This is a genomic window from Sulfitobacter sp. LC.270.F.C4, assembly GCF_032922545.1.
GTDB lineage: Bacteria > Pseudomonadota > Alphaproteobacteria > Rhodobacterales > Rhodobacteraceae > Sulfitobacter > Sulfitobacter profundi.
The window spans coordinates 910762-931401 of the sequence record NZ_CP136692.1 but is presented as its reverse complement, the minus strand read 5'-3'; the positions used below and the strand labels follow the sequence as shown (position 1 = coordinate 931401).

General features: G+C 62.5%; 18 protein-coding genes. 8 read left to right on the top strand and 10 right to left on the bottom strand.

The window, feature by feature from the left end:
- Entirely contained in the window at positions 1-2517 is a 2517-nt protein-coding gene (locus R1T45_RS08400) for a PAS domain-containing protein (protein ID WP_317390585.1), read from the bottom strand.
- 284 nt (positions 2518-2801) lie between these two features.
- On the opposite strand from R1T45_RS08400, the gene R1T45_RS08395 reads away from it, so the two are divergent.
- On the top strand, positions 2802-3023 hold the full coding sequence (locus R1T45_RS08395) for a hypothetical protein (RefSeq protein WP_317390584.1): 222 nt from the start codon (positions 2802-2804) through the stop codon (positions 3021-3023).
- A 12-nt stretch (positions 3024-3035) separates the two neighbouring features.
- Here the strand turns inward: R1T45_RS08395 and R1T45_RS08390 are convergent, their stop codons facing one another.
- Entirely contained in the window at positions 3036-3641 is a 606-nt protein-coding gene (locus tag R1T45_RS08390; protein ID WP_317390583.1) for a LuxR C-terminal-related transcriptional regulator, read from the bottom strand.
- A gap of 111 nt (positions 3642-3752) precedes the next feature.
- Here R1T45_RS08390 and R1T45_RS08385 point away from each other — a divergent pair, with 111 nt between their 5' ends.
- From R1T45_RS08385 to R1T45_RS08375, 3 genes are all read left to right on the top strand, one after another.
- Positions 3753-3890: a hypothetical protein gene (locus tag R1T45_RS08385; RefSeq protein ID WP_162931873.1), complete on the top strand. Its 138-nt coding sequence runs from the start codon at positions 3753-3755 to the stop codon at positions 3888-3890.
- Positions 3887-4750, top strand: a complete 864-nt coding sequence (locus tag R1T45_RS08380; protein ID WP_317390582.1) for an alpha/beta hydrolase — start codon at positions 3887-3889, stop codon at positions 4748-4750. The genes R1T45_RS08385 and R1T45_RS08380 overlap by 4 nt, the downstream gene beginning before the upstream one ends.
- 169 nt (positions 4751-4919) lie before the next feature.
- Positions 4920-6992, top strand: a complete 2073-nt coding sequence (locus R1T45_RS08375; RefSeq protein WP_260010290.1) for an ATP-binding protein — start codon at positions 4920-4922, stop codon at positions 6990-6992.
- Between the two features lie 60 nt (positions 6993-7052).
- Here R1T45_RS08375 and R1T45_RS08370 read toward each other — a convergent pair whose 3' ends face one another.
- On the bottom strand, positions 7053-7907 hold the full coding sequence (locus R1T45_RS08370; protein WP_067622831.1) for a fumarylacetoacetate hydrolase family protein: 855 nt from the start codon (positions 7905-7907) through the stop codon (positions 7053-7055).
- 293 nt (positions 7908-8200) lie between these two features.
- Between R1T45_RS08370 and R1T45_RS08365 the strand changes: the two genes are divergently transcribed.
- Positions 8201-9790 carry an ATP-binding protein gene (locus tag R1T45_RS08365; RefSeq protein WP_120351788.1) on the top strand — a complete coding sequence of 530 codons (1590 nt, stop codon included), beginning with the start codon at positions 8201-8203 and terminating at the stop codon, positions 9788-9790.
- Positions 9791-10274: 484 nt separating this feature from the next.
- Here R1T45_RS08365 and R1T45_RS08360 read toward each other — a convergent pair whose 3' ends face one another.
- Entirely contained in the window at positions 10275-11162 is an 888-nt protein-coding gene (locus R1T45_RS08360) for a LysR substrate-binding domain-containing protein (RefSeq protein WP_317390581.1), read from the bottom strand.
- 118 nt (positions 11163-11280) lie between these two features.
- Between R1T45_RS08360 and R1T45_RS08355 the strand changes: the two genes are divergently transcribed.
- The 3 genes from R1T45_RS08355 to htpX all read left to right on the top strand — a co-directional run bounded on the left by R1T45_RS08355 (position 11281) and on the right by htpX (position 13322).
- Positions 11281-11985, top strand: coding sequence for an SDR family oxidoreductase (locus R1T45_RS08355; RefSeq protein ID WP_120351790.1), 705 nt, complete (start codon positions 11281-11283; stop codon positions 11983-11985).
- The gene (locus tag R1T45_RS08350) at positions 11975-12223 is read left to right on the top strand and encodes a DUF6552 family protein (RefSeq protein ID WP_317390580.1); all 249 of its coding nucleotides are present in this window, start codon (positions 11975-11977) and stop codon (positions 12221-12223) included. Before R1T45_RS08355 ends, R1T45_RS08350 begins: the two co-directional genes overlap by 11 nt.
- A gap of 175 nt (positions 12224-12398) precedes the next feature.
- Positions 12399-13322 carry a zinc metalloprotease HtpX gene (htpX, locus tag R1T45_RS08345; RefSeq protein ID WP_132444224.1) on the top strand — a complete coding sequence of 308 codons (924 nt, stop codon included), beginning with the start codon at positions 12399-12401 and terminating at the stop codon, positions 13320-13322.
- Between the two features lie 7 nt (positions 13323-13329).
- Here the strand turns inward: htpX and R1T45_RS08340 are convergent, their stop codons facing one another.
- From R1T45_RS08340 to R1T45_RS08315, 6 genes are all read right to left on the bottom strand, one after another.
- A complete protein-coding gene (locus R1T45_RS08340; RefSeq protein WP_317390579.1) occupies positions 13330-14373 on the bottom strand; it encodes a siderophore-interacting protein in 1044 nt (347 codons plus the stop codon).
- 60 nt (positions 14374-14433) lie between these two features.
- Positions 14434-16530, bottom strand: coding sequence for a TonB-dependent siderophore receptor (locus R1T45_RS08335; RefSeq protein ID WP_317390578.1), 2097 nt, complete (start codon positions 16528-16530; stop codon positions 14434-14436).
- A gap of 97 nt (positions 16531-16627) precedes the next feature.
- Positions 16628-17452 (bottom strand): ABC transporter ATP-binding protein, encoded by an 825-nt coding sequence (locus R1T45_RS08330; RefSeq protein ID WP_317390577.1) that lies wholly within the window; start codon positions 17450-17452, stop codon positions 16628-16630.
- Positions 17449-18480: a FecCD family ABC transporter permease gene (locus R1T45_RS08325; protein WP_317390576.1), complete on the bottom strand. Its 1032-nt coding sequence runs from the start codon at positions 18478-18480 to the stop codon at positions 17449-17451. Before R1T45_RS08325 ends, R1T45_RS08330 begins: the two co-directional genes overlap by 4 nt.
- On the bottom strand, positions 18477-19478 hold the full coding sequence (locus tag R1T45_RS08320; protein ID WP_317390575.1) for an iron ABC transporter permease: 1002 nt from the start codon (positions 19476-19478) through the stop codon (positions 18477-18479). Before R1T45_RS08320 ends, R1T45_RS08325 begins: the two co-directional genes overlap by 4 nt.
- Positions 19478-20446, bottom strand: coding sequence for an iron-siderophore ABC transporter substrate-binding protein (locus R1T45_RS08315; RefSeq protein ID WP_317390574.1), 969 nt, complete (start codon positions 20444-20446; stop codon positions 19478-19480). The genes R1T45_RS08320 and R1T45_RS08315 overlap by 1 nt, the downstream gene beginning before the upstream one ends.
- Between the last annotated feature and the right edge of the window lie 194 nt (positions 20447-20640).

Genomic DNA, 20640 nt, shown 5'->3' with positions numbered 1-20640 from the left:
TTACTTTTGCACCTCCAGCGGCAGACGCACGCTCAGGCAGGCCCCCTCTGCATCGGATTTCGTCACGGCGATTGTCCCGCCATGCGACAGAACGATCGTTTCGCAAATCGCCAGCCCCACGCCAAGCCCCTTGTCCTTGGTCGAGCGGAAGGCGCTGAAGGCCGTCTGCGCAGGCATGTCCGGGGCAAATCCGCGGCCCGCATCGGCCACGTCGATCACGATCTCCTCCGCCTCGCACCGCGCAGAAACCGAAACTTCGGCATCAGGGCGACCCGCTTCCCGGCAGGCATCAATGCCGTTCTTGATCAGGTTGATCAAAAGCTGCTCAATCTCGATCCGGGCGCAGGTCAACTCGACCTCCCCACATTGATCGTCGATCTCCACGGCGACGCCGGTGGCCGAGCTTTCCGGCTGGATCAACAGTTGCACCGAGCGCAGGATATCTTCGAAGCGCACCGCATGGCGGTCGGCATCGTCACTGTGCAGATAGTTCGACATGGACCGCAGGATGGCGCTGGCCCGTTCCGATTGGCTTTGCATATTATTAAGCACGGCGATCATATCCTCTCTCTCAAGCTGGTCGTTCTTGGCCCGCAACACACAGCCTGCGGCAAAATTGTGAATAGCCGCTAAAGGCTGGTTCAATTCATGGGCGATGGCAGCGGTCATCTGGCCCAATGTCTCGCGCCGGTTGAGCAGTTGCAGCGCCGTTTCATGGCGGTGCAACCGCTCTTCGCGCTCGACCTTTTCGGTGATGTCGGATGCGATGGTCAAAAGCCCGCCTGCGGCCACGGGGTAATCCGTCACCTCCAACCAGCGCCCCTTGGAAGACCGCGCACGAAAGAACTTGGCCGGGGTGTTGCGCCGATCGCGCCGCTGCTCGCTCCAGCGGACCTTGCCTTCGGCGGTCGTGGCCAGTGTGCCGGTTCGCGTAAAATGCGCGAGCAACTCATCAAAGTGCTTTCCGATGATGTCGCCGTCCATCCCGGCGTAGGTCGCGCGGTATTCCTCGTTGCAATAGACCAAGCGGTCGTTGCTGTCGAAAAGCGCCACCATGGTCGAGATGGTCTCAAAAGCCAGCGCCAGCGCCTCCAGCGCGCTTTTGCGCTCAGTCTCGGCCATGGCGATTTCGGTCATGTCGAAACAGGTGCCGCGATAGCCTGCCAATTGAGCGTGGCTGTCAAAAAAGGGTTTGCCCGACATGTCGATTTGCCGCGCCCGCCCATCCCCGAGGGGCAGAACCAACCGCAAGTCCCGGAACGGCGCCCGGGCGGCCAATCTTTGCTGAAGCTGGTCGAAATCGCCTTGGTCTTGCGCCAGATCGGCCTCGGCGAGGGTCTTGCCCAGAGCGAAAATCGGGGTTTCCGCATCGGTTTGACGGCCCCCACCGGACAGGAAGGTGAACCGCCCATCGGCGTCCATCTCCCAGACCCAATCGGTCGCGCTTTCGGTGAAATCGCGAAACCGGGTTTCGCTTTCCACCAGATCGGTGAGGACGTTCTGCTGATCCGTAACATCTTGGATCGCGGCCAAAAGATGCACCTGACGCCCCCGGTTCAAGCGGCGAATGCAGGTGCGCGCTTCGATCTGACGACCGTTGGCGGCCAGAAACTTTACATTCTCGACCACGTCGCGGGGGCGGCTGCCAGCCATATGCAGGTTGTTGCGGATCGTGGCGCGGCTGCGCGGCTCGACAAAGCTTTGGCCCTGCTGCCACATCTCGCGCAGACTCTGCGCATCGCGGCCCAAGAGCGCCTCCACCTCGGGAGAGACATCAACCAGCGCGCCCTCTTGATCCCATTCCAGATAGCCCACCCCCGCCACCTCAGCCGCGAGCGCGTGTTTCGCCGCGCTGACCTCTGCGTCATGCACCGCGTCCTGCGAGGCGGAGCGGTCCATTATCATCACCAGCACCCCCACCACCTGCCCCCGGTCGGATAGGGGCTGATAGATCGCCGCCCCTTGGGAGCGGGCCAGAACCGGGCGCGAGAAATCGAAACGCCATGTGACCTGCCGCCCGGCCAGCGCCTTTTCGAGGTTGTCCGACACCTCCTCCAGCAGGTCCGGCGGGATAATCTGCGACAGGTGTTTGCCCACGATCTCATCGGCGGATCTCCCAAAGGAGGCGCTATAGGCATCATTGACGAAGGCATAGGTCATATCCGGTGTCAGAAAGGCCGCCTGCACGGGCACATCGTTCAGTAAATCGGGCAGTTTCCTGCGGGTCTCATCGGAGTTGGCGCTGCCCTGAAGCTTGCGTCGGTTGCGCATCACGCGCCAAACCTGCGCCACCAGAACGGCAAACGAGGCGACCGCAAAGACCAGTTCGACCGGGTCGCTATAGGCCCCGCCGCGCGGCGCAGACGCCAACACCACGGCGATATACATCGACAAAACCGCGATCTCGCCAGCCACGGCAAACCGGTTGACCGCATCGCCAACCTGCTTTGCGATCATCACGCCGGACAAGACGATTCCGCACAGCGCAATCAATGTGAACGCCGCGACCAAGCTCATGCGCACCTCTACTTTCTCTTGAAACCTCGGCTTTTTCCGCCGCTCTGTCTATTGGGGGAAACCCTGACAGGCGGTCATTAACCATGTCTTCGGATGCAAATACGACCGACTGAAATGATATCGTGAAAATATCTGCCCCAATTTCAGCACCTTGTTCGCCCCAGTAGGGGATAACCCTGATTTGGCTGGGGCTTTGCCCAATTGGCGTCGAAATTCGGGCTCGGTACTCTGTGCCCCACCACGGAATTGGCCGTGAGATTTAAGCTCAATATTCGGATTAGCCAGTGACAAATAGTGAAACCCCAAACTCGCATCCCTTTGAGGGAACGACGAAACAGAGCAAGGCGCCAACCAAAGCCGATCTGATGGAGATCCGCAGCCTCTACGCTCAGGCCGACGCAATGGCCGAGGCTGCCGAGAAACCCGACGATGAGGATCAGCCCCACGCGGCGGCCCCGCCCCCGGCGCAGTCAAAACTGCCCGACAGGCAGAGTGATGCGGGCTGAGCGCCGGGCGCGTCACTTAGAACTGTTGGACACCACATGATCGCTGTCGATGCCGCCCAACGAATGAAACAGGCCAGAGGTATTGCTGACGCCGAATTTCTTGAGCAGTTTCGCGCGGTACACTTCGACCGTCCGGTGCGAAATATCGAGGTTGAGCGCAATTTGCTTGCTGGTCAGCCCCTCTGCCAGATGGCTCAGGATCTCGCGCTCGCGCCGGGTAAGCGGCAGGTAGGGCCGCTCGGCGGAGAGGTCGGCAAAGCTCCAAACCGCGCGGTCGAGCGGGCGTTCGGGCGTGAAGGAATGGCCCCGCACACGGCACCAAAACAGGCTGCCATCGCGCCGCGCCATGATGCGTTCGTCCCAATAGGTATTGGTCTCGCGCAACTGGTCCACGCCCCGGTCGCGGATGTTTACGAACTCTTCATCCGAGGGGTAGAGAATGGCGAAAAGCTGGTCGCGCAGGTCGGCGCGCACATAGCCGAACATTTGCGCAAAGGCATTGTTGCAATCGCGGATGCAGCGGTTCTCGGTCACCACCAGCCCGATGGGCGCATGCACAAAGGCAAGCTCTGCAAAGCGCCCCGTCTCGAAGCAATCATCGGTACGTATTTCCACCATCTTGCTCCGTTTATTTCTTTTTCGGATGCTGAAAACTTAAGCTAGTCGACGGGGGGAGACGGCGCAACATGGCGCTGGCCCGTTTAGGGAGGATACCATGAAGACACGCAGATGGATCGCCGCCGTTCCATGACCAAGCTGGCCCCGGTCGCACAGGTGCGGAGACCGCCGCTGTCGCAATTCACCGACGGCGCGGATGGCAGCACCAACCGCGCGCTGAACCTGATACAGAAAGGCGCGCGCGGATGACCTCCCCCCGTTTCCATTTCATCCCCGTCATGGGACACGAAATCCATGTCACTGAATGGGGCGATCCCAAGAACCCTGCCTTGATGATGCTGCACGGTCTCGCCCGCACCGGGCGCGACTTTGACGAGGTGGCCGCGACCTTGTCGCAAAATTTCCACGTGCTCTGCCCCGATATGATCGGGCGGGGCCGGTCAAGTTGGGCGGCCAGCCCTGAGGCGGAGTATTCGGTCGAACATTATGCGCGCATCGCGACAGGGGTGTTGGATCACTTCCAGATTGACCGCGCCGCGTGGTTTGGCACCTCTTTGGGCGGCATGATCGGGATGCACATGGCTTCGGGCCCCGAGACCGCGCGGGTCAGCGCCTTGGTGGTGAACGACATCAGCCCCGAACTGCCCGCGACGGCGGTGAACCGGATCCTCTCCTATGTGGGCAGCCTGCCAGACTTTGGCAGCTTTGCCGAAGGTGAAGCGTGGCTGCGCCAGACCTATGCCCCCTTCGGCCCGGCGGCCGATGCCTATTGGCAGCGCATGGCGCGGTCTTCGCTGCGCCGCCGGGGGGACGGACGGCTGACCCTGCATTATGACCCGCGCATCACCGTGCAGTTCACCGCCTCAGCCCATGAGCTTTCCACTTGGGACCGTTGGGACCGGACCACCACGCCCACGCATCTTTTGCGCGGCGCCCGGTCGGACCTGTTGCTGCCCGAGGCTGCAGAGCGCATGACCCAAAGCGGCCCGCGGCCCGGGATGAGCGAATTCCCCGACTGCGGCCACGCACCCAATATGTCCAACCCTCAGGATATCGCCCTTTTGCACCGCGTTTTGGTTGAATTGCTGGGGCGATCGCCCCAAGGATAAAAGGCGTCACTTGCAAATTTGACGCTGTTGCCCAGCATTTGTCTGCATCCGGGTATTTTCCTTGCGTCAACAAAGCCCCCTGCAGTCTAATACCCCAAGGGCGTATTCGGCACTAAGAAGGCCGGAGCGCGGAGGGCGGAGGACAGAGACCGATTTGGGCAAAGCCGGCATGGAAAAAATGAGAAATGCGCTGTCTCAGCGTGCGAAACGGATTATCGTTCTGGTCGTGTTGTGCGGCGTTGTCCTGGGCTTTGGCCACCGGATCGAGACCCTGTCTTATCAGACCTACATGCAGAATCTGGAGCTTGATACCACCTTAGAGCTGATTGAAGTCCGCGAACAAATCCGCGCGGATATCTTTGACCAGATCCTGAAGCTGCGTGAGTTGGCCACGGTCATCAGTGAGAACCCCACAATCACCCAGTCCGAATTCAGCGCCCGCGCGGCCGAGTTTATGGCCGAGAACCCGGATGTGATTAACCTTGCCGTGGCCCCCGATCTCGTCGTGACGATCGTCCACCCCTATGAGGCCAATCGCGGCGTGCTGGGGCTGGACTACCGCCAAAACGCGGCGCAACTGCCCAAGGTCGAAGAGGCCCTCCGGACCGGCGAAGGGTTGGTGACCGGCCCGGTTGATCTGGTGCAAGGCGGGCGCGGGCTGATCCTGCGGCATCCGATCTTTGATTCAACCAGCACCGCCGCCGCCCCGAACGAACCTTGGGGCATCCTCTCCATGGTTGTGGATTACGACGCGCTCGTCACGCAGCTGCGCATCCCCGAACTGACCGAAAAATACGATCTGGCCATCCGCGAGCTGACCCCCGAGGGAGAGATCGAACAGACGATCATCGGCGACCCCGAGATGACTTTGATCGACCCCATTGAGCTCGACTTCAACTTTGCTTTCGGCGCTTGGCAATTGGCCGCCACCGTCAAAGGCGGCTGGCCAGAGCATCGTCCCGACTTCTGGCTGAACTGGATATTGCGTCTGCAAGGCGCCCTAGGGGTCACCATTTTTGCCTGGTATATCATCGGCTTGGCCGAGAACCGCAAACTCGCCGAAGAACGTCTGCGCACGGGCGTTGAGGCTTTGGACCATGGTTTTGTCATGTATGACGCCAAGGGCATCTTGGTGCTTTGCAATGAAAAATACCGCGAAATCCACAACTATAGCGAGGTGGTGAAGCCCGGATCATCCTATGAAAAGATTGTCCGTGACAGCATCCGCCGTGGGATCGTGCCCGATGCCATCGGCAAGGAAGAAGAGTGGATTCGCGTCTGGCTGGAAAAACGTGAGAACGGCGCTTTTGAAACCGAACAGCGCATGCCCGATGGCCGCATCATCCGCACCTCGGACCGGCGGATGGAGGACGGCAGCGTCGTGGGTTTGCGCATTGACGTAACCGATCTGAAAAAGGCGCTGCTGACCGCCGAAGACGCGAACAAGGCCAAGACCGACTTCATGGGCGTGCTGAGCCATGAGTTGCGCACGCCGCTGACGGTCATCTTGGGCCATGTCCGCCTTGCGCGGCATTTCGACCGCACCCCGGCAGCGCGCGATCTTCGTACCGCTATTGAGGAAGACCCCAAGACCCGTGAAACGCTGGCGCCCAAACTGTCCGCCACGATGGGCAAACTGGGCGATATCATGCAAACGGTGGAGCGTTCGGGCAATCACCTGCTGACCCTGATCAACGAGGTGCTCGATTTTGCCAAGATCGACGCAGGCAGCCTTTCGATCGCGATGGAACCAGTGCAGATCGACGATATCGTCACCCCTACCGCCGATCAGCTACGCCCGATGATCGAAGACAAGGGGCTGGAGCTAAACGTGAAATCGGCAACCGGCGTGATGCTGGCGGATGGCAAACGCATCCAGCAGGTGTTGATCAACCTGCTAAGCAACGCGACGAAATTCTCGGACCAAGGCACCATTTCGCTAACCTGCCGCATCCGCGGGGAAGTGGTTGAATTCCGCGTGACGGATTCGGGCATCGGCATCCCGGAAAACGAGTTGGAGCGCGTCTTCGAGCCCTTCCATCAGGTCGATTCCACCGCCACCCGCCGCTTTGGCGGCACCGGGCTGGGCCTTGCGATTTCACGCGATATCGCCACGGCCCATGGCGGCAGCCTTGTCGCCACCAGCATCATGGGCAAGGGCAGCAGCTTTTTGCTGACCCTGCCCCTGCGTCCCGCCATCGCTGTCGCCGCCGCCGAAGCGCGCGCGGCCGAGGTCGCCTAGACACCCGATCCTGTCACCCGCCATCGCCCTCGCCGGTGGCACCCGTGGCGGCTGGCCCCTTCAACGCACGGGCAGCCGCTCCACCACCTGCTCTTGCTCGCCCAACCCTTGGACGCTTAGCCGAACCCGGTCGCCGGGGCTAAGGTAGCGTGGCGGTTTGAACCCCATGCCCACGCCCGGTGGGGTGCCCGTGCAGATCAGATCGCCGGGCTCTAGCTGGATGAATTCGGACATGTAGGAAACGATCGTCGCCACATCAAAAACCATCTTCTCGGTCGTGCCGTTTTGCAGCCGTTCTCCGTTGATCTCGGCCCAGAGCGACAGTTTGCCGGGATCGCCCACCTCATCGCCCGTCACCAAAACCGGCCCTGTGGGGCAAAAGTTGGGAAAGCTCTTCCCCTTGACCCATTGCCCGCCCCGTTCGGCCTGCCAAGCGCGTTCCGACACGTCATTGACGACGCAATAGCCCAGCACATGGTCCAGCGCTTGATCACGGCTGACGTTCAACGCGGTATGGCCGATCACCACGCCCAACTCGACCTCCCAGTCAAGTTTGCTCATCTCTTTGGAGTAAAGGAGCGGATCATTCGGCCCGCAATAGGTGCGGCTGGCCTTGGTGAACAGGATCGGCTCGGTCGGCACGTCCATGCCCGATTCCGCCGCATGGTCGGAATAGTTCAACCCCACGCCCCAGATGTTGCGCGGCTGGCTGACCGGTGCAGCGATACGCTGGCCTTGGGTCTCGACCAGCGGCAGACTTTCCAGATCGACGCCATCCAACATCTTGCGCAATGTCGGAATGGTTTCGGGCGTGAAGTCTGGCACAAGGCTGCTGACATCCCGCGCCTGCCCTGCAGCATCCAGCACCACCGGCGTTTTTGCCCCGTCCCGCGCCCCGTATCGCATCAATCGCATGGTCAACTCTCCCCTTTGGCGACCCTCGTTGGCGGTACCATAGCCATAGAAACGGCGATGACCACCGCTTTGCAAAGGTCACCGGTTTCTGCCCTCCTGAGGCAGGACTTGCCGCGCTTAGCCGCCCTCTCCCGTCCGATAATCCACAATTATCTGCATTACCGGGGTGAAAAGCCCCATTCTTGCCCCAATTCACCCGCTGCGGCATTGGCAGCAGAGCGTAAGGGGGATACCTTGGGTCAAACATCTGCCTTCTCGCCAAGTCAGGTGCAAAGACCACGACAGAGGCAATAATGAACGACTTTTACAACGCTTTGGCGGATTTCGATGATCCGCTGCGGCAACTCTATATGCTTGCTGTCGAGCCTGATCTTTCCGTCGAAGACAAAATCGCCAAGCTCTTGCAACTGGGCACAGAGGCGCTTGGTCTTGAACTCGGCATCGTCTCTCGCGTGGATCATCCGGTTTACGAATGTGTCTATGTCCACGGCCCTGACTGGGCGCCTGCCCCCGGCAGCACCTTTGACATCAATGGCACCTATTGCCTGCACACGCTTGCCAATGCCGATGTGACCTCTTTCCACCACGCCGGTCAGCAAGAGATTTCGACCCATCCGTGTTATAAGAATTTCGGTCTGGAAAGCTATATCGGGGCGCCGCTGAAAACCGGGGACACGCTGTTTGGGACGTTGAACTTTTCCGGCACCGCCCCGCGCCCGGCCCCGTTCAGCAAGGCGCAGAGCCAATTCGTCCAATTCCTCGCCCGGTGGCTGAGCAGCGAGCTGTCCCTGCAATCCGAACGCCGTGCGCTGCGCGAACAGCGCGGGCTGCTCAAGGCAATGGTGGATGCCGTGCCCGAGGCCATTATCATGGCCGACCCCAACCGCCGCGTGGCGCTGGTGAACCCGGCGGTCGAAACCCTGTTCGGCTATGCCCCCGACGCGCTTTTGGGGCGGCAGACGGCCGTTCTCTATGAGACCCTTGGCAGCTATGAGCGCATAGGCGAAGAGCTGTCAAATGCCAGCACGGCCAGCACGCAGGGCGCGTTTTCCGTTGCCTGCCGCCGCGCCGATGGCTCGACCTTCGAAGGCCAAGTCGCCACTGCCAAGGTCGAGACCGATCGCGGCGAACATCTGGGCTATCTTGGGGTGGTGCGCGATGTCAGCGAACAGCGCGAATTTGAGCGCGCCAAGGACCAGCTTATCGCCACGGTGAGCCACGAGATGAAAACACCGCTGACCGCGCTTACCGGGGCGCTGCGCTTGCTTGAGGTCAGCCCCGGCGACCTGCCGCCGCAAAAGCGCAAGCTGCTGGAACTTGCGCTGCGAAACGCGCGGGCAATCGATCAGATGGTGGGGGATATTCTGGATGTGGAAACCCTGCGCAGACCGGATCAATCCGGCTTTTCTGAGCGCCCCTTGGCGCCATTGTTGGCCCAAGCCTCAGAGACCTTGGTCGCCTACGCCAAAGAGCGCGGTGTCGGTTTGGAAATGACCCCATCCGAGGCCCCCGCCCCGCTTTTGCGGCTGCACGAGGGGCGGCTCATGCGGCTGTTGTCAAACCTGTTGTCCAACGCGATCAAAGCCTCTGACGAAGGGGGCACGGTCCAGCTTGGCCTGTCGGAGGATGGCACCGGGTTTTGGGTCAAGGACCACGGCAGCGGCTTGCCGTTGGAACTGCAACCGGTCCTGTTCGACCGGTTTTCCCGCGGGTCCAGCTACCGCGTCGAAGAAGGGCATGGGCTGGGCATGAGCATCGTCAAAGCCATCGTGGATCAGCACCTCGGCGAAATCCGTTTTGAAACAGCCGAGGGTGAGGGCACGACCTTTTTCGTGGATTTCCCCACTCTCAAAGGGCGGCCCGATGCGGTGGCCGCCTCCTGACGGCAAATCGCAGGATCCCCAAACGCTAGACCAAGAGAGCCCGGAGCGCGTACCCCGTGCGGTCGGTCCCCGCGGGGGTGCTGACCACCGCCGCCAGTTGCGCCACCACATCGGCAGCCTCGATATGATCGGGCAAATCCATCATAAGACCGCCCCGCGCGGGTCCGGATCGGTCGGGCTGGCAAGGCCAGCGCCACATCCTCATCCCAATGGGCGATGATATTTTCCGCCTCTACCCAATGACCGGATCGGCAAAGTGTTAAACGTGAAACCAAAAGGTTTCGACAGACCGCTGAGCAGAAAGTGCAACGAGGGAAGGCCGTCTTCGGTGTGGGGTTGGCGCAATCAGCTGACCGAAGATGACATCGCCCCCTCACCCGCGCGGTCGAGCAATCCGAGCGCACATTGGACGCGGAGGAGAGCGAAAGCACTATGTTTTGGCAAGGGAGGACAGCTTCCTGCACCTGAAGGCCCGCGCGCCGGACTAACCCGCCTCGCGTTTTGCCACCGTGCAAAGCCAATCGCGCACGATGATCGCAGCACTTGAAACCCCTTGGCGCGGAGAAAGCAGATAGAAATCCTGCCCGACCTCCATCACATGAGGCACCGGGCACACCAACCGCCCCGCCTCAAGATCGCGCTGGACCAAAAAGCGGCTCGCCAGCGCCACCCCCTGCCCGGCGAGAGCGGCATCCAGACTAAGCGTTGTTTGGTTAAACCGAAGCCGCCGCGCTGGTTTTACAGCGCTATCAAACGCCTCTTGCGCAAAACGCGGCCAAAGATCATGCGTGTCGTGGAGCAGGGTCAGTCGCGCCAGACCCACCGCATCCAGTGGCGTGCCGTCAGCCGTCAAACTGGGCGAACAAACCGCCACAACCTCCTGCGCGAACAACAGATCAGCCCGCAGACTGGCACCGAAAGGCGGACGCGCCTGACGCACGGCAAGGTCGATCCCATCCGCATGAAAGCTCGCCACCCGCTCCGTCGCCGTGATGCGCAGGTCGATGCCGGGATGGGCTTCGGTGAAGTCTGACAAGCGGGGGATCAGCCATTTCGACGCAAAAGTCGGTGTCACGCTGACCGTCACCCGCGCGGGCGCGCTGCGCAGGGCATCCGTCGCCTCGCTCAACTGCTCAAAAGCCCGCGATACAGAGGCATGATAGGCCCGCCCTTCGTCGGTAAAGGCAAGGCCGCGCGGTTCGCGTAGAAACAGGCGCAGCCCCAGATGATCCTCCAGCCCGCGCACCTGCTGGGCGACCGCCCCTTGGGTGACGCCCAATTCATCCGCAGCGGCGCGGAAGTTCATATGACGCCCCGCCGCGGCAAAAGCGCGAAGTCCGTTCAGGGGCGGCAGTGCAAAGTCTGTGGGCACGATAGAATTCCTACAGTCATACGACAATGCATCTGGCTGGCCAGCACAGCGTGCCATGCTTAATTGAAAGACCATAACACCGCAGCGCAATCGCTGCACAGCATATGGAGTATATCCGATGACAACAGAAAAAGTAGCCCTGATCACCGCAGGCGGCAGCGGCATGGGCGCGGGGGCGGCCCGCAAACTGGCCGCTGATGGCTTTAAGGTCGGCGTGCTCTCATCCTCCGGCAAGGGAGAGGCGCTTGGCGCCGAATTGGGCGGCTTTGGCATCACCGGCTCGAACCAATCGCAAGAGGCGCTGGCCCAGTTGGTTGATGGCGCGATGGACCGCTGGGGCCGCGTTGATGTGCTGGTGAACTCCGCCGGACATGGGCCGAAAGGCGACATCCTAGAGATGACTGACGAAGACTGGCACGGCGGGTTGGATGTCTATCTGATGAACGTGATCCGCCCCACCCGTCTGGTGACACGGATCATGGCGGCGCAGGGCGGCGGCGCAATCATCAATATCTCGACATTTGCCACCTTTGAGCCGGACCCGCTTTTCCCCACCTCAGGCGTCTTCCGGGCCGGGCTCGCGGGTTTCACCAAGCTCTATGCAGATCAATACGCGGGCCAAAACATCCGCATGAACAACGTCCTCCCCGGCTTTATCGACAGCCTGCCCGAGACCGAAGACCGCCGCGCGCGCATCCCCATGGGGCGCTATGGAACCGAGGCTGAAGTCTCTTCGCTGATCGGCTGGCTCGCCTCCGAAGGCGGCGCCTATGTCACCGGGCAGAACTGGCGCATCGACGGCGGGCTGACCCGTGGCGTCTGAGGCGATCGCGCGCGCGGCCCCTGCGCAGCCGGCGTTCTGGGTCAAATGGGTGGCTTCGGTGATCCAGATCCTTGGCTATGCCGCCACTGGCTTTGGCTGGACGCCTTGGAACCTCTACCTCTTTGTGGTGGGAGTTCTGGGCTGGCTGATCGTCGGGGTGCTTTGGAATGATCGGGCGATAACGCTGGTCCATCTCGTTGCCATGGCCGCGATGCTGGCGGGGATGGCGAGCCAGTAGCGGGCCCCTTGTTCTCTGCGGGATGATCCACTCGCCTCGCAGGAACGGCCCCGGCCTAACGGCACATCGCATCCGGCGGCGGGACCGTGGGCCAAACTCTCCCGCCGCCACTTGCCTTGCACAGCGCGGAAGCTGCCCCATATTTCCTATCAAAGGACAACCGCGAGAGACCAAGATGGGCTATGTAAAGACAGCGATGCTGATGGCGGCGATGACCGCGCTTTTCATGGGGGTCGGCTACCTGATCGGCGGATCGGGCGGTGCGCTGATCGCACTTGTGGTGGCGGCGGGGATGAACGCCTTTACGTGGTGGAACTCCGACCGCATGGTGCTCAAGATGCACAACGCGCAGCCGGTTTCCCCCAATGACCGCACCGGGCTTTACGCCCTCACGGCCGAGCTTGCGCGGAACGCGGGCCTGCCCGAACCGAAGGTCTATCTGATCGACACACCGCAACCCAACGCCTTTGCCACCGGGCGCAACCCGGCCAATGCTGCCGTGGCAGTGACGAAAGGGCTGATGCAAAGCCTCAGCCGCGAGGAACTGGCGGGCGTCATCGCGCATGAACTGGCCCATATCCGCAACCATGATACCGCGATCATGACCGTGACGGCCACCTTCGCGGGTGCAATTTCGATGCTGGCGAACTTCGCCCTATTTTTTGGCGGCGCGCGTGAACGGATGGGGATGATCGGCACGCTGATGATGATGTTTCTTGCCCCCTTGGCCGCAGCGCTGGTGCAGATGGCGATCAGCCGAACGCGGGAATATGCCGCAGACAAGGCCGGGGCCGAGATCTGCGGCCACCCGCTCTGGCTGGCCTCAGCGCTTGAGAAAATCGCGATGGGCGCCGCGCGGATCGACAATCACGCCGCCGAGCGGAACCCGGCCACGGCGCATATGTTCATCATCAACCCGCTGCACGCGCATAAACATGACAGCCTCTTTGCCACACACCCGGCGACGGAAAACCGCATCGCAGCCCTGCGCGCGATGACGCCCACGGCGGCCCCGGTGCGGACCGAGAGCGCCCGCCCCACCACCAGCAGCCGTATCCCCAAGGCCGGCAGACGTGGTGACGCTGGGCCGTGGCGCTAAGCCGCGCTCAACCCCGCCGCCAGTAAGCTGTGCAAATCTGGCGTGTCTTACCCATGCCGAGGGTGGTTTTGAAATGCCCCCGCAACTGCTGGGCGTTCCGGAACTCTCCGGCGAAAAAGGCATAGCCCAAACCGTCATCCGTCAGCGCCTGCGCATGGCCTAGCACCTCGGCCTCGAACGCGGCGGGCGGCAGCGCATGGACGCGCAGCTTGGTCTTGGGCAGGTAGTCGCGATAGGACACGCCACGCGGCAGGGCCGCCACCACATCGCCCACCGCATCCTCTGGCAGGCGCGCCAAAAGCTGCGCCACAGCGGGCAGCCCCGTGCCATCTGCGGCCAGAAAATAGGAGGATGCTTCGGGCAAGGCGCTGATGCCCACCGGCCCCATTGCCCCGATCCGTTGCCCGGCATGGGCGTTCTGCGCCCATTGCGAAATCAAGCCCGATCCATGGCGCACCACGTCGATATCGACCTCTTCGCGCGCGGCGCGGATATTCTTGAGCGTGACATAGCGCGCGTGCAACTCATCCGCGCCCTTTGGCCAGACCGGCGCACCGTTGGCGCCCATCACGGGCCACACCGGCGCGCGGCTGGGATCGCGCGGCAGGATCAACCGCAGATGCAGCCCCTGCGCGGCGAGTTCGGCAATATCCGGGTAATGCAGGGTAACGCGCTGCATCCCCTCGAACAGGATTTCGCTGTTCAGCACGGTCAGCAGGCGAAAGTTCTGCGGCGTGGCACCGGCCTCTTGCGTGATGCCCTGCCAGCGGATGCGATCGGCCAGCGCGGGATCAAACTCCGCCACGTGATGCACCATGCCCTCTTTCGAGAATTGCATGGCGTTTTCGCCGGGTGCTTGAAGGCTGACTTCCAGCCCCCGCGCACAGAGATCGAACTCCACCCGGTAGCCGTCTTGCTCAAACACATGACCGGTCGCCCCCTTGGCGCGAAACGCCATGCCGTGGTCATCAACAAGATGCGACAGGATCTGCGAGAGCATCTCCTGCGGCGCGTCCATCGGGATGGTGGTCTTGGCTTTGGCGATGGTCATCTGGGGCTCCTCCCGGTCAAAGAAAAGCGCGGCACACGAGGGTGGTGCCGCGCTTTAGGCTCACCAGCTATGGGCCAGCTTCACGGTGACTTCACGGCCGGGGCTGTAGAAGTCAGCGTAGAAACCGCCGTAGGAGGTGTGCTTTTCGTCAAACAGGTTGGTGACATTGGCCGACAGGGTGGTCTGCTCGGACAGGTCATAGCTTACGGCCGCATCCACCACGACAAAGCTGCCCGTCTCACCTGTGGCGTTGCTGTCGCTGTAGTAATAGCCGCTGTTGAACCGCGCGCCCAACCCGACCGTCAGATCACCATGACCAAGGTTTTCCCATGTGCGGCTGGCCCAGATCGAGGCGACATTTTCAGGCACCAGACCGGGACGGTTGCCGACGTTGCCGGAGGTGCCGTTCTCTTTGATCTCGGCATCCAGATAGCTGTAGGCGGCGGTGAGGGTATAGGCGCCCATCTCGGCTTTGGCTTCCAGATCGATACCGCGGACACCGATTTCACCGATGGTTTCCGGCTGGTTGGTCGCCGGGTTGGTGCGGGTGATGTTGCTTTTCGACAGGTCATAGACCGAGGCCGTCAGCAGCGCATTGGTGCCCATGGGCTGCCATTTCGTGCCCAGCTCAAACTGCTCGCCCTCTTCCGGCTCGACGCCAAAGCCTGCGGGCACGACCGACTGCGCGTAGTTCCCAAAGACCGAAACGTTCGGCTTGATCTTATAGGTCAGACCCACGCGGCCTGTCGTCTCGCTGATGTCGTTGGTCTGCACCGTACCGGCGAGGTTGTTGGTTTCGGTCACGTCGATCCAGTCGTGACGCAGCCCGAAGGAGGCGATGAAACGTTCGTTCCAGTTCAGCTCTTGCTGAAGGTAAAGCGCCTTGCCTTCCGTCTCTGTGTCGAGATCGGCAAAAATCGGAACGCTGGTGGGACGGCCTGTGTAGCTTGGGTTGTCGCGGTCAACCGACGGCGCCGCGCCATAAAAGCGCTGATCGGTCTCGTCGGACCACGAGTATTCGACCCCCGCCGTGGTGGTGCTGGCCGCACTGCCAAGGAAACCCTCATAGGTCAGATGCAGGTCGGAGATCATGTTCTCGCTCGTGCCGTCGCTGGCAAAGTACGCGCGGTCCACCATGCTGTCATTCGGGGTATAGTCGCTGACATAGGCATAGCCGAAGTCATCCGCGCTGTCGCTGTAGCGCAGGGTGCCGCCAAAGCTCAGCCCGTTGCCAAAGTCATGCGCGCCCAGAACGGAAACGGTGGTCCGTTCGGTGCCGCGGTAGTTATAGGCAGGCTCACCGTAGAACACGTCGCTGCGGTCAAAATCGCCGCCCGCCGGGAAACCACCGCTGCCGGGCACGGAATCGCGGTCAAGGTGATCGACGATCACGGTCAGCTCAGACGCATCGGAGGGACGCCATGTGAGGCCACCCATCGCAAAGATCTCGTCATTCTCGGAATAGGGGTACTCAAGCTCGCCGTTGCGCAGCAGGCCGGTGAAACGGTAGCTGAGCGTGCCTTCTTCATCCAGCGTGTCGCCGAAATCCACACCGGTTTCCAAGCTGCCGTAGGAGTCCACCGAGGTGTAAACACTGCCAAACCGCTCGTCGCGCGGGCGTTTGGTGACATAGTTGACCGAGCCGCCGGGGTCGGACAGGCCAAAGGTCGAAGACGATGCGCCCCGGATGACTTCCACACGCTCAAAGGCAAAGGGCTCTTCGCGGATGGCCCCAAAGTTCGGGCCTAATGTCAGCCCATCGCGGTAGGTATAGGCCTCGAACCCGCGCAGAATGAAATAGTCGAACCGGTCGTCCGCGCCATAGCTGTCGGTACTGGCGCCGGCGGTGTAGTTCAACACCTGCTCCACACTATCCGCACCGCGCGCCTCGATCTCGCGGCTGGTGATGACAGACACGCTGGCCGGGATATCAATGATCTCTCCCGACAGCTTGCCGCCGCTGCTGAGTTCGCTGGCGACCACGGTTTCGGCATCCGCCGCGCCTGAGGTTTGCGCGCTGGTCTCTAGGATCACGTCGTCCAACTGGTAGGTCGCTTGCGCGGAAACTGCGCCGGGCACCAGCGCCGTACAGCACAAAAGCGCCGTCTTGAGAGAGCCGCGCCCTAGTTGCAGGGGAAAGAATTTAAAAGAGGACATGGCGGTCTCCGTAATAACCTAGTGAATCAGTCGGGATTTCCTTACCCCTATGATACGGAGGGCGCCAGAGTCAATCTGACTAATTTAGTAAGTTATTTTAAGCTGCGACTTCTTTGCGTGATTGCCCGATTTTATGGCGCCCGATCGGCACCATGCAGGGGGTCTGCGAAACGGGGTCGCTGACAATACGGCACGACAGGCCGAAGACGGCTTTCACCAGGTCCTCTGTCAGGACCTCAGCGGGCGGCCCCTCGGCGCGGATGCCGCCATCGCCCACGGCGATCAGGTGGTCGGCATAGCGCGCGGCGAGGTTGAGATCATGCAGCACCATGACGATTGTCGTGCCCTGTGCGGTGTTGAGATCGACAAGCAGGTCCAGCACTTCTACTTGATGCGCGACGTCCAAAAAGGTTGTCGGCTCATCCAGCAACAACAGGTCGGTCTCTTGCGCCAAGGCCATGGCGATCCACACCCGCTGGCGCTGACCACCCGACAAGGTATCAAGATCGCGCTCGGCCAGTTCTTCGGTCCCGGTCGCGGCGAGCGCGCGGGCCACGGCGCGGTCGTCCTCTGCCGACCAGCGCGAGAACAGCCCCTGATGCGGATGCCGCCCGCGCCCGACAAGGTCGGCCACGGCGATCCCCTCGGGCGCGACGGGCGATTGCGGCAACAACCCCATGACCTGCGCCAGCTTGCGCGATTTCATCTGATGCACCGACTGTCCATCGAGCAGAACCGCGCCGGATTTTGGCTGCAAAATCCGCGCCAGCGTCCGCAACAGAGTCGACTTCCCCGAGGCATTGCCGCCCACGATGGCGGTGATCTTGCCCGCAGGCAGGGAGAGAGAGACATCCTCCAAAATCACGCGCTTTTCATAGCCCGCGCCCAGATTGCGCGTTTCAAGACGGTGGTCGTGGGTCATAGCGTGCCCCCATTTCTATTGGCGCGAACGATAAGATACAAAAGGAAGGGCGCGCCGACCGCCCCGGTGACGACGCCAACAGGCAAGCGCGCGGGCAAAAGGAACTGCCCCACGAAGTCACCCGCGATGACCAGCACTGCACCCACCAGACCGGCCGCCAGAAGCAATCCGCGGGACCCCGGCAAGAGCCGCGCCGCAATGGGCCCCGCGAGGAAGGCGACAAAGGCAATCGGCCCGGTCGCAGCCGTCGCGATGGCCACAAGGCCGACGGCGGCCAGTGTCACCCGCAGCCGCGTGGCATCGGCCCGCACGCCAAGGGCTTCGGCGGTGTCATCGCCAAGGCGCAGCACCTCCAAATCGCGGGCGGTAACGGCCAGCAGCCCTCCGAACACCAACAGCGCCCCGGCCACGGGCAGGGCTTGGACAAGCTGCATACCGTTGAGGCTGCCGGTCAGCCAGCGCATCGCCTCGGCCCGGCCCCATGCGGGCGCTTCGAGCAAGACATAGGCTGTCACACTATCGAGCATGGCCGAGACGCCGATGCCAATCAGGATCAGCCGCGCCCCCGCAGCGCCGCGGCGCGAGGACAGCGCCCAGATCAGCGCCGCGACCCCAAGCCCCGCCGCCACCGCGACGAGCGACACCAACCACCCATCGAGGGCCAGAATAACGATGGCAAAGACCGCCGCCGCCCCCGCACTGGCGCTGATGCCGATGATGTCGGGGCTGGCCAGCGAATTGCGCAGCATGATCTGAAACGCCACCCCGCCCAAGCCAAAGCTGGCCCCAGCGAGCAGCCCCATGACCGCACGCGGCAAGCGCAACTCGGTCACCACGAAAGCGGCATTCGCCTCCGGCGCACCGGTCAGCGCGGCCCAGACATCGCCCGGCGGCACGCAGCCCCGTCCGCAGCTGAGCGTCAGCAGCACCAAGCCCAGCACAAGCGCCGCCAGAAACCCCAGCACCTGAAGGCGGCCCGCCGCCACGGGGCGGGTGCTGCGCGGGGCGGTGAAGGTCACATCGCTCATAGCCCACGCATCCTGTGATTGCGCACCGTCCAGATAAAGAAGGGCGCGCCAACAAAGGCCGTGACGATGCCCACGTCCAACTCATTCGGGCGCGCGATGACCCGGCCCAGCACGTCCGACAGCCCCAGCATGGAGGCCCCCGCCAAGGCCGAGAGCGGCAACACCAGCTTGTAATCAACGCCTGCGATCATCCGGCACAGATGCGGCACCACCAGCCCGACAAAGCCAATCGGCCCGCAAAGCGCCGTCGCCGTGCCGCAGAGGATCACCGCCCCCGCCGCCGCCATGACCCGGCCCAAGGCGACGCTCTGACCAAGGCCGGTGGCAAGCTCTTCGCCCAAGGCCAAAGCATTGAGCACCCGGGCCGAGGCGAGGCTTAGCGCAAACCCGACCAGCGCGAAGGGCAAGGCGGGCAAGAGCGTCTCAAAGCTCGCGCCGCCGATGCCGCCCACCTGCCAAGATTGCACAGAGCCCGCGATGTCATTGCGCGGCAGGACCACCGCGATGATAAAGGCCGACACCGCCACAGAGGTCGCCGTGCCAGCAAGGGTCAGCTTCAGCGGGGTCGCCCCGCCCTGCCCGGCGGAGCCGATCAGATAGACGAAAACCGCCGTCACCCCGGCCCCGGCGATGCCGAGCCACAGAAAGCTCTGCGCGCCGCTGATGTCGAACCAAGCGATGCCCACCACGACGAAAAGCGCCGCGCCCGCATTCACGCCCAGAATACCCGGATCGGCCAGTGGGTTGCGGCTGATGCCCTGCATCACCGCCCCCGCAAGGCCAAGCGCGCCCCCCGCGAGAATGGCCAGCGCCGTGCGCGGCATCCGCACCGCGACCGCCGCAGCGCCGATGGTCTCAATCCGGCCGGTCATGCCCGCCCAGATCTCGGCCCAAGGCACCGAACGCGCGCCCACGGTCAGCGACAGGCCGGTCATCAGCAGCAGCAGGCCCAGCAAAAGCGCGAGACCAGCCAGCCGTTGGGGGCGCTGCACCTGCATTATTCCCCGCGCGTGGCGGCCGCGCTCAGCCGTGCAAGATAATCGTCGAGCACATAGTCGATCGACAGCGGCGTCGGGTTCGCGGCGGTGCCCATCGGGTCATTCGCCAAAAGCACAACCGAGCCACGGGAGACGGCGGGGAAACGCGCGATCAGCGGGTTCTTGGCCAGTTCGTCCAACCGCGCCTGATCGCCATAGGTGACCACGACATCCACGTCTTCGAACAGATCGATCCGCTCTGCGCTGACCCGGCCCGAGTATTTCCCGGCCTCGCTGGCCTCGCGCACCGCTTGGGGCGTTGCCATGCCGATGTCGGTCAGGAACTGCACCCGCTGGTCGGCGGCGGCGTAGAAACCGATGGTGCTGAGGTCGCGCGGATCGAGGTGAGTGACGAACATCCCGGTTTTGCCAGCCAGTTCGGGATATTCTTCGCGGGCGGTGGCGATACGCTCTTCGATCTCGGCGACCATCGCGTCACCTTCTTCGGCCATGCCAAGGCCCGCCGCGTTCTGGCGGATCATCTCGCGCCATGTCGTCGTCCATGCGGCTTCGGGATAGGCGATGACCGGCGCAATGCGGCTGAGCGTTTCATAATCCGACTGCGACAGACCGGAATAGGCGGCAAGGATCACATCGGGCTGGGTGCTGGCCACGGCTTCGAAATCAATGCCATCGCCCTCGTCAAAGAGCGTGGGCACCTCTGCGTCCAATTCATCAAGCTTTTCGATCACCCAAGGCAGCAGCCCATCGCCATCGTCGTCCCCCCATGAGGCGCGGGCAAAGCCGACGGGCACGATGCCGAGCGCCAAGGGCACCTCGTGATTGGCCCAGCCGACAGACGCCACCCGTTCGGGCCGCTCTTCGATGATGGTTTCGCCAAAGGCGTGTTCAACGGTGACGGGAAAGTCCTGTGCCGAGGCGGCAGTCGCGCCAAAGGCCAAGCAAATGAATGACAATGTTCTGAGCACTGCGGCCCCCTTAATCCGATTCTTTTAGTAAACTATTGTCTGTTATGCCCCAGTGGGCGGGGATGCAACAGGGCAGTTCATCGGATCGTGGGGTTGGGCCGTGCCAAAGCGAAGGTGCGCGCGGTCGGCCCAGATGCCGCTGCGACAAGCGTGATAAACGCACAGATAGGTGAAACAGCCCCGCCAGACCGCCC